The 12,301-nt window shown below is 61.1% G+C and carries 11 protein-coding genes and 1 tRNA gene; 4 read left to right on the top strand and 8 right to left on the bottom strand.

Annotated features, from left to right (window positions below; all coding sequences use genetic code 11):
- A partial coding sequence (locus JQ641_RS06915) for a hypothetical protein (protein WP_211995251.1) occupies positions 1–225 on the top strand: 225 nt, incomplete at its 5' end.
- A 13-nt stretch (positions 226–238) separates the two neighbouring features.
- Positions 239–844 (top strand): DNA-3-methyladenine glycosylase, encoded by a 606-nt coding sequence (locus JQ641_RS06910; protein ID WP_211995250.1) that lies wholly within the window; start codon positions 239–241, stop codon positions 842–844.
- A 690-nt stretch (positions 845–1,534) separates the two neighbouring features.
- Here the strand turns inward: JQ641_RS06910 and JQ641_RS06905 are convergent.
- The 7 genes from JQ641_RS06905 to JQ641_RS06875 all read right to left on the bottom strand — a co-directional run bounded on the left by JQ641_RS06905 (position 1,535) and on the right by JQ641_RS06875 (position 9,673).
- Entirely contained in the window at positions 1,535–1,921 is a 387-nt protein-coding gene (locus tag JQ641_RS06905) for a VOC family protein (RefSeq protein WP_211995249.1), read from the bottom strand.
- A gap of 56 nt (positions 1,922–1,977) precedes the next feature.
- Entirely contained in the window at positions 1,978–2,640 is a 663-nt protein-coding gene (locus tag JQ641_RS06900) for a hypothetical protein (RefSeq protein ID WP_211995248.1), read from the bottom strand.
- Between the two features lie 121 nt (positions 2,641–2,761).
- The gene (locus JQ641_RS06895) at positions 2,762–5,632 is read right to left on the bottom strand and encodes a valine--tRNA ligase (RefSeq protein ID WP_211995247.1); all 2,871 of its coding nucleotides are present in this window, start codon (positions 5,630–5,632) and stop codon (positions 2,762–2,764) included.
- Between the two features lie 258 nt (positions 5,633–5,890).
- Positions 5,891–6,646 (bottom strand): PopZ family protein, encoded by a 756-nt coding sequence (locus tag JQ641_RS06890; protein WP_211995246.1) that lies wholly within the window; start codon positions 6,644–6,646, stop codon positions 5,891–5,893.
- A 408-nt stretch (positions 6,647–7,054) separates the two neighbouring features.
- Positions 7,055–8,461, bottom strand: a complete 1,407-nt coding sequence (locus JQ641_RS06885) for a TolC family outer membrane protein (protein WP_211995245.1) — start codon at positions 8,459–8,461, stop codon at positions 7,055–7,057.
- A 285-nt stretch (positions 8,462–8,746) separates the two neighbouring features.
- The gene (locus JQ641_RS06880; RefSeq protein WP_211995244.1) at positions 8,747–9,331 is read right to left on the bottom strand and encodes a protein-L-isoaspartate O-methyltransferase family protein; all 585 of its coding nucleotides are present in this window, start codon (positions 9,329–9,331) and stop codon (positions 8,747–8,749) included.
- A gap of 162 nt (positions 9,332–9,493) precedes the next feature.
- Positions 9,494–9,673 carry a hypothetical protein gene (locus JQ641_RS06875; RefSeq protein WP_192735929.1) on the bottom strand — a complete coding sequence of 60 codons (180 nt, stop codon included), beginning with the start codon at positions 9,671–9,673 and terminating at the stop codon, positions 9,494–9,496.
- A gap of 270 nt (positions 9,674–9,943) precedes the next feature.
- Between JQ641_RS06875 and JQ641_RS06870 the strand changes: the two genes are divergently transcribed.
- Positions 9,944–10,018 (top strand) — tRNA-Asn (locus tag JQ641_RS06870).
- Between the two features lie 299 nt (positions 10,019–10,317).
- Here the strand turns inward: JQ641_RS06870 and JQ641_RS06865 are convergent.
- Positions 10,318–10,665, bottom strand: a complete 348-nt coding sequence (locus JQ641_RS06865) for a hypothetical protein (protein ID WP_211995243.1) — start codon at positions 10,663–10,665, stop codon at positions 10,318–10,320.
- A 341-nt stretch (positions 10,666–11,006) separates the two neighbouring features.
- Between JQ641_RS06865 and JQ641_RS06860 the strand changes: the two genes are divergently transcribed.
- Positions 11,007–12,257, top strand: coding sequence for a hypothetical protein (locus JQ641_RS06860; RefSeq protein ID WP_211995242.1), 1,251 nt, complete (start codon positions 11,007–11,009; stop codon positions 12,255–12,257).
- Positions 12,258–12,301: the final 44 nt, after the last annotated feature.

Genomic DNA, 12,301 nt, shown 5'->3' with positions numbered 1-12,301 from the left:
CGGCCGGTTCACCTTTTCGGGGTGGCGCGGGCGCACCTGGTTGGACGAGACGGTATCGACGAGAACGACCATGTTAAGTCCGAAAATGTCCGAAAACTCTTGGAAACCTTAGCTAATCCGTGTCGCGCTGCGCCGCAACCTCAGTTGCGGAAGACCCGCAACCGGCTCGCCGAACCTAACAGAAACATGCAAGATATTGCGACCTTTCCCTCCTGTTCCCGCTGATTCTCACCTCAAAATGGTTCCAATCTCCAATCCGGCCGAAGCAAAGGCCCCTCGCCTCGGCAAGGCCCTGAAACGCGCGTTTTTTGCCCGCAGCGTGCATCAGGTGGCGCCCGACATGATCGGCGCCACGCTGCTGGTCGATGGCGTCGGCGGCATCATTGTCGAGGTCGAGGCCTATCATCACACCGATCCGGCCGCGCATTCGTACCGGGGCCCGACACCGCGGAACCTCGTGATGTTCGGCCCGCCCGGTTTTTCCTACGTCTATCGCTCCTACGGCATTCATTGGTGCGTCAATTTCGTCTGCGAAAAAGAAGGCTCGGCCAGCGCGGTCCTGATCCGTGCGCTGCAGCCAACCCACGGCATATCAGCGATGCGCCGCCGCCGCGGCCTGCATGACGAGCGCACGCTGTGCTCGGGGCCCGGTAAACTGTGTGAGGCGCTTGGGATCACGATCAAGCACAGCGAACTGCCGCTCGATGCACCGCCGATCGCGCTGCATGCGCGGGTTGGCGACGCCGAAATCGTCACCGGCATTCGCATCGGCATCACCAAGGCGGTGGATTTTCCGTGGCGGTACGGGCTGAAGGGCTCGCGGTTTTTGAGCAAGCCGTTTTGAGAGTCTTCGCGCTCCACTCCCACGTCGTCCCGGCCTTGAGCCGGGACCCATACTCCGCGGCGGTTGTTGTCGAAGAAGGTCGCTAACGCCAGCGGTCTCACCGATGGGCCACGGCGTATGGGTCCCGGGTCAAGCCCGGGACGACGAGGATAGAGGTTCGCATTCTCGCGACGCATTGCGCCCGAGGTTTGCAAGTAACTTCCTTGCCCTCGAAAATAGAGGGCGCAGGGAAGACCGGGTGCGCGCTGCACCCGCGGTCTCGTGTGCGAATTGTGCTAAGTAGGCTGCACACGAGCATACAGGGCAGCGGAGAACACCCAGCCTTCCCTGCGCAATGGCTTTACGGCTTATGACGCGCTCTCCCCGGTGAGACGGCCTCTATTGCCACCGTCGCCCCTCGGAAGCGTTAGCTCCCTTAAGGCTTAACGCCGTTACGGGCGCCAGGACCACACGCTTTCGCCGTACGCTTCAGCCGCGACCGTCAATCGCAACTGTTACGTCCATCGCAACCCGCCCCTCGTCGTGACGACGGCCGACGCCCCTCTGAGTGGGACGGGATAACGCAAACTCGTAGAGATGATTTGCCCGACGGCGAAAGCGAAATATTTTTTGTTTCGGGGCTTGACACGAATTCCGTAAATCAGAAGTGATTTGCCCGTCGTGTCAGTTTGTCGCGGCGGTATCCCGCTTTCACACCGCGTGATGGCACACGGCCTCGATGCGGTTGCCGTCGGGATCGCGCAGGAACGCCGCGTAGTACGACGCGTGATAATCGCGCAGGCCCGGCGCCCCGTCGTCGGTGCCGCCGGCGGCAATGCCGGCGTCCCAGAACGCGTCGACCTGGGTCTGCCATCGCGCCTTGAAGCACCAGTGGCGGCCAAACGCTTCCTCGGGCTTCGGGCCCTTTCGGATGGTGAGATAGACCCGATCTGGATACGCCGAACGCGCCCGTTCGCCATAGCCGAGCCAGTCGTCGCGGCGACCGACCTTGACGACCCCGAGCGCCTTCATGATGGCGTCATAGAACCGCTCTGCGGCGGCGATGTCGGATACGGTGATGGAGACGTGGTCGAGCATGGATGATGCTATAGCTGGTTTCGACACACAAAGAAGCAACGGACAAGGCGGCTCGATCACATGAGCAATTTGCCCATGTTGTTAGCGAAGGCGATCATGCCACCTGTACCGATACCTACAAAAGTCAAAAACGCACGATATGGAATAGTTGCCCCGATCTCTGCATGCAATTCCGGAGAGATGAGTTCGACGCGCTTCATAACGATGAACAAAACACGCTGCACGGCAGTCATTGAGGCAAGTCCGATAGCCAAGAACAGTCCTTGCAGAAGCAAGCCGATCGGAGAGAAGGCATCGTTCGACAGGGCGTACAAGGAGGTGTTGCCAATCCACCAAACGATAATTAGCAATCCGAAGCCGCCACTGCTGTAAATTTTTGCCAGCTGCCCATTTCCAAAAAATGCGAACGGATTGGCCACCCATTTGTGTGTGCCAAGCTTTGTCAATGCCAACGGTAACGTTAGATCATCGACGAGTTGAAGCGTATCGCCGACTCTTAGGAACAGCACCATGACGAAGAGATTCGTCGCGAGATAAAGCCCACAAGCAATAAAGAGCGCATAGCTTCTCGCGATCTCCATCCCAAGGGCCTTGATCGGGTCTTGATTGGTTAAGCCGGCCCACAGAAAAACGATCGCCAAAAGCAACGCCCAATAAATGGTATCAGCCGCAGCATCGAGTTGCTTAGCGATCGAATCGCCGAGTTCTTTCTGGTCCATTCCTGCCGGCCAAAACGGGAAAATCTAGCCAAAATCAACCAATGGGTGCAAATTACCGCATTTCCGGCATAGAACAACTGCGATTTGGTCAAACCCAGAAAAAACCTGTCTCAGGGGCCGATCAAGCGTCTGCGTTCTTCAGCCGCTCCAGCGCTTCGAGAGTCTTTTCCTTCCGCGCCACGGCCGCCTCGCGCTTCTCTTTCTCTTCCTCGACGATTTCTTCGGGCGCATTGGCCACGAATTTCTCGTTGCCGAGCTTGGCGTCGACGCGCTTGATGTCGGCGTCGGCCTTGGCGATTTCCTTGTCGAGCCGGGCTTTCTCGGCCGCCAGATCAATCACGCCCTTGAGCGGCAGCGCCACGACTTCGCCGCGCACCAGTAATTGCACCGCGCCTTCCGGCGGGCGGTCGGCGAACGAAATCTCGCCAAGCCGCGCCATGCGCTTGACCGTATCGCTCCAGCGCTGCGCACGATCCCTGGTCTCAGCGGATGCGCCGGACAGCACAAGCGGCGTCAGCGTCGCCGGCGCAATATTCATTTCTGCGCGCACCGAGCGGATCGCGGTGACGAGATCTACTACCCAGCCGATTTCAGCTTCCGCTGCGGGATCGCTGAACTCGCCGGCGTCGAGCGCAGCCATGATCGGCGGGATCAGCGCGTCGTTCGGGCCCGCCAAGGCCATCGATGCGAGTTGATCCGCCGTCGCCGCCCCCGCCTTGCGCGGCCATTCCGCCAGCACCAGCAGGCCGTCGCGCTTGGCCGTCACTGCCCAGAGCTCCTCGGTGATGAAGGGCATGAACGGATGCAGCAGTTTGAGGATTTCATCGCGCGCCCAGGCGACCATGGCGCGGGTTTCGGTTTTCGCCGCGCCCTCCTCGCCCAGCAACATCGGTTTTGCGAGTTCGATGTACCAGTCGCAATAGACGTTCCAGACGAAGCGATAGATCGCATTCGCTGCGTCGTTGAAGCGATAGGCCTCGATCGCCTCAGTGACTTCACGCGTCGCGCGCGAGGTCTCGTGAGCGATCCAGCGGTTAAGCGTTTCCTTGGCGCTCGTGTGATCAAAACCCGCCGGCATGACGCAGCCGTTCATCTCGGCAAAGCGGCAGGAATTCCACAGCTTGGTCGCGAAATTTCGATTTGTTTCAACGAGTTGCGGCGACAACTTGATGTCATGACTGTGCGCGGCGCCGCGTGCCAGCGCAAAGCGCAGCGCGTCGGCGCCGAAATCGTCGATGACGCCGAGGGGATCGATGACGTTGCCTTTCGACTTCGACATCTTCGCGCCCTTCTCGTCGCGAACCAGGCGGTGGATGTAGACGGTCGAGAACGGCGCTTCCTTCTTGAAGTGGAGGCCCATCATCATCATGCGGGCGACCCAGAAGAAGATGATGTCCCAGCCGGTCACCAGCACGTTGGTCGGATAGTAACGCGCAAGCTCCGACGTCTCGTCGGGCCAGCCGAGCGTCGAGAACGGCCATAGACCCGAGGAGAACCAGGTGTCGAGCACGTCTTCATCGCGCGTGATGAAGCCTTCGCGCTGGGCGGGATCCTCCGCCATCGCCTGCCCCTGCTCCGGCGTGATGACTTCCTGCTCGACGTAATAGCCGAGCGCGTTGCCGACAGCTTCCTCTTCGGTCTCGGCGACGAACACCTTGCCGTCCGGGCCGTACCAGGCCGGAATCTGGTGGCCCCACCAGAGCTGGCGGGAAATGCACCAGGGCTGGATGTTCTCCATCCATTCGAAATAGGTCTTTTCCCAGTTCTTCGGCACGAACGTCGTCGCGCCGCTGTGCACCGCCGCGATTGCGGGCTGCGCCATCGTCTTGGCGTCGACATACCATTGGTCGGTCAGATACGGCTCGAGCACGGTGCCGGAACGATCGCCATGCGGCACCGTGTGGGTGTTGGGCTCGATCTTCTCGAGGAAACCAAATTCCTCCAGGCGCGTGACGATCCGCTTGCGGGCGGCGAAGCGTTCGACGTTGTGGAACTCCTCGGCGAACTGCGACGCGCCTTCCGGCAGGTCGCGCAGATAATCCTCGTTATCGACCAGCGCGAGGCATCCCTCCTGATCGAGCACGCTGACCCGTGCCAAGCCGTGCCGCTTGCCGACCTCGAAGTCATTAAAATCGTGCGCCGGCGTGATCTTGACCGCGCCCGATCCCTTTTCAGGATCGGCGTAGTCGTCGCCGATGATCGGAATGCGGCGGCCGACCAGCGGCAGGATGACGTGCTGGCCGATCAGGTGACCGAGCCGTTCGTTGTCCGGATGCACGGCGACCGCCGTGTCGCCCAGCATCGTCTCGGGCCGCGTGGTCGCGACCACGATGAAGGTGGCGGGATCGTCGGGGCTGAAGGTCTTGCCCTCGATCGGATAGCGCAGGTACCACAGGCTGCCCTTGACCTCGACCTGCTGCACTTCGAGATCCGAGATTGCCGTCAGCAATTTCGTATCCCAGTTCACCAGGCGCTTGTCTTTGTAGATCAGGCCATCGCGGTGCAGTTCGACGAACACTTTTACGACCGCGCGCGACAGGCCCTCGTCCATCGTAAAACGTTCGCGCGACCAGTCGCAGGAGGCGCCGAGCCGCTTCAGCTGGTTGACGATGACGCCGCCGCTTTCGGCCTTCCACTGCCAGACACGCTCGAGGAATTTCGCGCGCCCCAATTCGCGGCGGCCCGGCTCCTGCCGCTCCATCAATTGCCGCTCGACCACCATCTGGGTCGCGATGCCGGCATGGTCGGTGCCGGGCTGCCACAGCACGTCGCGGCCACGCATCCGCTCGAAGCGGCATAGGATATCCTGCAAGGTGTTGTTGAGCGCGTGGCCCATGTGCAGCGAGCCCGTCACGTTCGGCGGCGGGATCACGATGGTGAAGGGCTCGGCGTCCTTGCGCTCGGGGCGGCCGGCTTTGAACGCGCCGCTCTCCTCCCAGATGGCCGACATGCGGCTTTCGATATCGGCGGGCTGGTAGTTTTTCTCGATCATGACAATGCAATTGGGTCTTGAGGAAGCCAAAGCGTCTTCGCGAAGCATGCCCCCGGATCTGATCCGTGAGCGGGTACCGGTTCGCATCGGGAAAACGCGTCAAAAACAACAGACTAGCGCCCGACTCTGAAGCAATCAGGAACCTTACGGGCCCCTAGAAAGCCGCCGCAAGGCATCAAGTCAACCGGACCTGTATGCCGAAAACACGATAAAGCCCAATGGGGGTGGCTGAATAAGGGCCAAACGGCTGCAAGCTGGTTAACGCCCGCGCGAAACCCGCTCGATTTCGGCTTTGACGAGCTTCTCCACCAATCCCGGGAGATTGTCGTCGAGCCAGGATTTCAGCATCGGTCGCAGCATTTCCTTGACCAGATCTTCCAGCGTCCGGGCGTTGTTGCTGAGCACGGTGTTGGCGAGCGAATTGAAGGCGGATTCGACCGCGGAGACGGTCGAGCGCGACAATATCTGCTGCGCCGGCGAAGCTTCCACGGCGCTCTCAAACAGCGGCGGTTCGTAGGCCGGCTGCCGGTGCAGCGCCTTGGCCCCGGCGGTCTCGGTGAACTCGATGTCGTCCTGCGGCTCGATCTTGTGGAATGAGGATGCCGCGGGCTGCGGATCCGGCACCGCCATCTCGTCGGTGAGCTCGAACACGTCGGCCTCGGGTTGCGCCGGCCGGATATCGGCCTCCGGCGTCGCCGCGTCGAGGCTTGCCAGCATCGCGTCGATGTCGTCCTGGTTGTTGCTGGCGGCGGGCTCCGGCGCAGGCGGCGGTGGCGCGGGCTTCGGCGCAGCGGCGGCTGGCTTTGCTTCAGAAGGTTTGGGAGCGATCGCCGACGGCGGAATATCCTTCATCGCCGTCGGCCTGGCGGCCGGAGGCTCTGGCTTCGCTGATGGCGGCGGGCTGGCGGGCTTCTCGGCTGCGGCAGGCTTGGCTTCGTCGTCCGCGATGATGCGACGGATCGACGCCAGAATCTCCTCCATCGAGGGCTCTTGGACCTTTGCAGGTTGCGTCATCGCCGACTCCACATCGAAACCATTTTACACCAAGCCACTCGGGATTTGCCGGTTCCGGATATGCAGGCCGGGATTTTCATCGCGCAAGCCAGACTTGTCCCCAGATCAACCCCACACGATGCGTCGCGCGGGGTTCCGCTCCCCAAAAGCAACCCGGCTCGCGGCCTGTAGACGTAAAAGGTGTGCGAATCGCCCTGCTGCCTCCAAGAAAGTTATGTCACGGCAACAAGTGATTGCAACAACACACCCGGCGTACTCCCCGTCGGGTGGTGAATCATTCCGCCGAATGACGTTGTCATCCCCAAGGGGGTGACGTAGTCATCCCAAGGTGACGCTTGTCATCCCGGGGTCACGCTTGTGAACCCAAGGTGACGCTCGTCATCCCGCACGCATGCGGGCGGAGGGATATCAGCGGCCGTCGGGGGTGCGAACACCGACCCAGCTGTCGCGCACCTGATGATAATGCACGCTCGGATCATAGGTCGTGGTCGGCAGCTTGAGCACGATCGGTGACAAGCGCCCGATCGTGTTGAGCACCGAGTAGGACGCGACGACGCGGTCGTGCTGGGCGGTGACCAGCGCGACGCGCGCGTTGACCAGCGCCTGCTGCGCGTTCAAGACGTCGAGCGTGGTGCGCTGTCCGGCCTTGGCTTCCTCGCGCACGCCGTTGAGCGCGATCTCGGACGCCGTGACCTGCGCCTGTGCCGACTGCACCTGCGCCTTGCCGGCCACCAACTGTCCCCAGGCGGTAACGACGTTGGCGCGGGCCTGATCCCGCTGCTGTTCGAGAGTGAGGCGCTGCTGCGCGAGGGTTTCCTTGGATTGGCGGATCAACGAATATTCGGCGCCGCCATTGTAGATCGGGACATTGAGCTGCGCGACAGCCGACGCCCCGAACGTACTGAAGACCGTCATCTGCTGTTCGTAGGACTGCTGCACCGATGCCACGAGGTTCACGGTCGGCAGCAACGCGCCCTCGTTGACCTTGACCTGGAGATAACTGACGTCGATGCCGTACATCGCCGCGGTGACGTTCGGATTTTGCGTCAGTCCGAGTTCGACGGCGCCGGGCAGCGTGCCCGGCAAATAGCGATCGACCGGCGAACCCGGCGCCAGCGCTACCGGCTCATTGCCGATGATGCGCCGGAAGTTCGAACGCGTGGTGTTCAGGTTGGACTCGGCGGTGAGCTGCTGGGTCCTGCCGGCGGCCAACTGTGCTTCCGATTGCGCGACGTCGGTGCGGGTCACTTCGCCGACATTGAAGCGGTCCTTGGTCTGCTTCAGCGTCTGTTCGAGCACGCGAACGTTGCTCTTCTGAACCTCGACGATCGCGGAGTCGCGCAGGTAGTCCATGTAGATCGTGGCAGCCGACAGCAGCACGCTCTGCTCCAGCGCCCGCAAGGCTTCGCGTGCACCGGAAACCTGGCTCTCGGCGGCGCGGGTCCTGTTGGCGGTCTGCTGGCCGTTGAACACGTTCTGCGTGACGGTGGCGCCGACGCTGCGCGGCGCATTCGTGCCGTGAACTCCGGTCCGCACGATCACGTCCGGGGTGCCGCCCGAGGTCAGGTGCGTGTCGGTATATTGATAACCGGCGCTGGCGGTGACGGCGACCCTCGGGCGATAGCCCGACAGCGCCTGTGGCACGGCTTCGTCGGTGAAGCGCACCTGAGCCCGCTGCGCGTTTAACTGTGGGTTGTTCTGATAGGCGCGCACAAGCGCGGCCTCGATCGTATCGGCAAGGGCGGGCGTCGGGCCCATCGAAGTTAACAGAAGGACCGAAGCCGCAGCTCCGGCAAAAACCTTCACCCCACGCATCAATGGTGATCCAATCATTTAGTTCGCCGGCCAAAACACAACCGGACGCCGCTTCAGTCGAAGTGAGTCCCGGCTCACCTTATTCCGCACAGGGCCCCGACGGAACCACCCAGCAAGCAAAAGCAGTCGAAACTCTTCACGTGGGGCAAACGGGCCACACTTCTGATTCGGAACGGGATTTTAACGGCCTGAACAGGCGCCTTTTACGTTTTGGCGCGTCGTCTTTACGCCAACCGAGTTCCACCCCGGATCAAGTCCGGGGCAGCCTTTCGCTCGAAAACGTGTCTAGAAAACGAACGCTGGAAGCCGTTCCATACCCGGCAACACCGGCACGGCGGCGTCGAACAGCGCCCGGTTCCCGAAATCTCCATGGGAACGCGTCACGATGGTAGCCCGCTGCGGCTGCGAGGTCGCGAAAACGCCGACCAGCCGGCCGCCATCCCGGAGTTGCTCATACAGCTTTTGCGGCACGATCTCGGTCGCGCCGTTCAGGACGATGACGTCGAAGGGCGCCTTGGCGGGATCTCCGTCGGCGCCGGTCGCGCTGTGGACCTGCCCGGCAAACTGGCCGATCACGGCGGCGGCGTATCCGCAGGCGCAGCCCACCACCAGAACATTGTCGGTTTCCTTGATTTCGGCGGCCTGCAGCATCTTCGCCAGCACCGCCGGCTTGATCAGGAACTGCTTGTCCGAAGCACCCTCGCCGACCTCGAGATCGAGGTCCAGATAGGCCAAAGCGCGCTTGTTTTCGGGGACAAAGGTCTCGCGCGGCACCGCCAGCATGGCGTCGATGATGCGGATATCGGTGACGTCGCTGGGACGCACCTGACCATCGACCATTTTCTGGCGCGCGGTCGAAAAACCGGACATTGGCGAAGACCCTTTGAAGACCCTTGGGCTAAGACCCTGAAAGCAAGCAGCGTTGCCGTCGGGAGAGCTGAAACCGGGGTCATCTTTGGTACAAGCTCCGGCAAAACGCAACACGCCGGGCGTGCGCGCCAACCGGGCGCAGGATTCGAAGGGAAAGGCGCCCTACTCGATCGTGACCGCAAGCCGGCCGATCAGCTGCGCGACCTCGTCCAGATGCTCGGAATCATGTTCCGCAAGCGCTTGCGCCAGCCGGAACAGGCATTCGTCATCGCTGAGATCAGGAATATCGCTCGGCACTATCGACGGCACGGCTCTCATCAGGTCGGCGGCAATGGCTGGCATCGATTCGGCTCCCGTGAAACCCGGCAATTTCAAAACTCGGATCGGATTGAGTCGAATTGGCGGCTTGCGCCATGCTCCACGCGGATGCCGGGTTTGCACAGGCGCGTTGCCGGTTATGTCCCGCGCCGGACCGGAAATGACAGCAAATCCTTGAGCCACCGGGGATTTCAGGCCCCGTACACCATGGCGCCGGGGATGGACATTTGGTCCTTTGCAAGCCCGAAAGGCTTTGTTATACGCTCCCGGCTCGCGAACATTTGTTTCGCCTATTCCTCGGTAGCTCAGCGGTAGAGCATTCGACTGTTAATCGAATGGTCGCTGGTTCGAATCCAGCCCGGGGAGCCAGCAAATTCAATCGGTTCTCAGGTTTCGACGCGGCGCCCGACGGGCGTCTTCTGCATCGGGGCCACCTTCAAGGGCCACTTGAGAATCCCGCGTCCTGAGCGGCAACGCAGTTGATCCCTAAGGGCCTATACGGTCGAATCGGACGGCGTCCCCGATCGGGCCTGCTGCCGATCGGTGCGGTCTTCGTTTACGTCACCCGTCGCTACAGTCCGCCGATCCAAAGTGACGTTCGATCCCGATCGGCACGCTGCGATTTTATCCCCCACCGACGCGGCTGTTCAATGAGGGAGCCGATTTGGTCATCCGTTACCTGCCGGCTCGGCAAAAGACAGTGCGAGCCGCAAAAATTCTTCGCGGTCAAATTCAACTTCACCGAATGTACCACGCAAGACCAGCGGACAGCTCGCCGCTGCCTTGAAGGCAGCTTCATTGATCAGCTTGTATTCGCGGCCGTGCAGTTTCATCGGAAGGCCGGATAACGCTTGAAGTCGGTAGCTGATAGCGACCAGATCAGCGGTGCTTACTTCCCTGGCAAGTGCATCGACGATTGAAATGGTGGCGTTCTCGAATCCACGGGGGCCATCCTCAGCCGCGCTGTTGGCGCGCATCAGAAGATCGGCGCAAACTTCTCGTACTGGCTCGCTCATGTAGAGTTCCTGCGTATCGGGATCACTCACGATGACACAATGCAGGGTGCCGAAAACCGAAGATTGAGGGCTTGTCCCACCTATTCACAGGGCACTGCCTCAAGCGCTGCGTGAAGCGGAATCCGTCCATTTTCATCGAACGACGCGCTTCACTGCCCCGAAATATCACCCCACGCCCTTCGCCGGCAGCGACCATAAGGCGCTGAAGAAGGGGCTCGCACCAGCGCCAGGAATGATCGATGATCCGATAGGCAATCAGGAACGATCAGGAATCTTAGATTTTGAGCTGAACGCCATTGAGAGGGGTATCAGCGAAACGGAGCGTAACACCGAGGGACAGTGTGAAATTCAAGTTGGCGATACTGACTGCGCTAACAAAGCGCCCGGACGGCCGCGCGTCGCTTGACGAGCTCAGGCACGATGTCGAGGCGCTCACTGCCGACGAAGACCAATCGGAAGAGATTGCCTCCGCGCTCGATGACATCGACATTTTACAGTCGGGGCTGGTGACACCGGAAGGCGACGGATTTCGAATTACCGACGCAGGCCGATCTGCGTTGAAGGCTTTGGAAGCCTCGAACGAGCCCTCATTCGACCTTCGCCCACCATCACCTCCTCCTTCACTAACAATGATCGATCATCTCATTGGCACCGAGGAGCGTCTGAAAATCTTCAATCTCGATCCGCGGGAGGATAAAATCGATGTCGTCCCCGATAGAGTGGAAGAAACCGGAAATGCCGAGGATATGCCTCCGGTAAATACAATTCCTGCCGCGGCTCAGAAGGCGAGCGGCCGTTTGCGGCTTGAAGGAATTGCCCGGCCCATAGCTCCGGAAGTTGGTGCCGCCGATCTACAGAACAGCAATCCAGTCCCGGTTCCCCAGGAAGTACCGCGCCGGCCGGACGCACCCGTTTTTTTGGCGCGAGACTTTGTTCCTGAGGCCAGGACGCCCGCGCCCGAGCCGCCTCGCCGAAACTGGTTCAGCAAGTCGATCGCTGCCAGGCTTCAGCAAGCTCGCGCGATCTGGCAGCGTCATCTCGAGCGCGACGGATCCACCGCAAAGGCGGTACGAAGGACCGGAAATGTCGGAGGCGGAGCCATTGCGCTCCTCACCCTGCTCGTGCTCGTGATGTGCGCTGGAGGAGTGATCGCCCTCACCCAGATCAAATCCCTGAAATCGGAAATCGCAACCCTCCAGCGTGAAATCTCGCCTCTCAGGGAACGCGCAGCCAAGGCGGATCTTCTGGAAAAAGCAAAGCAGAAAGCTGATCAGCAAGCGGAATCCCAAAACAAGTCCGCTGCTGAAAACAAGCCCGGGCTTGCCCCTCGAACCGAGCAAGCTGCGCTCAATCTGACCTCAGAAGAAATTCGACTAATCCGGGATTTTATCAAACCCGCGCCGGCTGCGGGCCCGCGCGCGCCTGCGATCAATGTTGGCGATACGGTCAGCATCACAACAATCCCGCTGCCGTCTCAGCTCATGGAGAAGATTCCGAAATTGATCGGAGCCAGATTTACGACCCGCAATGGATCGATCATCGTTTTGCGGCGTGATAGCCGGCAGGCCGACTTTGTCCTGCCACCTAACTAGCTATGCTGCCATCAGCTATGCTGCGGTCAAAGGCGCACGGCCAG

Source organism: Bradyrhizobium sp. JYMT SZCCT0180 (genome assembly GCF_018130165.1).
Taxonomy (GTDB): domain Bacteria; phylum Pseudomonadota; class Alphaproteobacteria; order Rhizobiales; family Xanthobacteraceae; genus Bradyrhizobium.
Note: the sequence above shows the minus strand (reverse complement) of the source record. Positions and strands in the feature narration are given on the sequence as shown.

Coding starts and splice junctions, on each gene's coding strand:
- JQ641_RS06910 (WP_211995250.1), top strand. CDS start 239: ATGGTTCCAATCTCCAATCCGGCCGAAGCAAAGGCCCCTCGCCTCGGC.
- JQ641_RS06905 (WP_211995249.1), bottom strand. CDS start 1,921: ATGCTCGACCACGTCTCCATCACCGTATCCGACATCGCCGCCGCAGAG.
- JQ641_RS06900 (WP_211995248.1), bottom strand. CDS start 2,640: ATGGACCAGAAAGAACTCGGCGATTCGATCGCTAAGCAACTCGATGCT.
- JQ641_RS06895 (WP_211995247.1), bottom strand. CDS start 5,632: ATGATCGAGAAAAACTACCAGCCCGCCGATATCGAAAGCCGCATGTCG.
- JQ641_RS06890 (WP_211995246.1), bottom strand. CDS start 6,646: ATGACGCAACCTGCAAAGGTCCAAGAGCCCTCGATGGAGGAGATTCTG.
- JQ641_RS06885 (WP_211995245.1), bottom strand. CDS start 8,461: ATGCGTGGGGTGAAGGTTTTTGCCGGAGCTGCGGCTTCGGTCCTTCTG.
- JQ641_RS06880 (WP_211995244.1), bottom strand. CDS start 9,331: ATGTCCGGTTTTTCGACCGCGCGCCAGAAAATGGTCGATGGTCAGGTG.
- JQ641_RS06875 (WP_192735929.1), bottom strand. CDS start 9,673: ATGCCAGCCATTGCCGCCGACCTGATGAGAGCCGTGCCGTCGATAGTG.
- JQ641_RS06865 (WP_211995243.1), bottom strand. CDS start 10,665: ATGAGCGAGCCAGTACGAGAAGTTTGCGCCGATCTTCTGATGCGCGCC.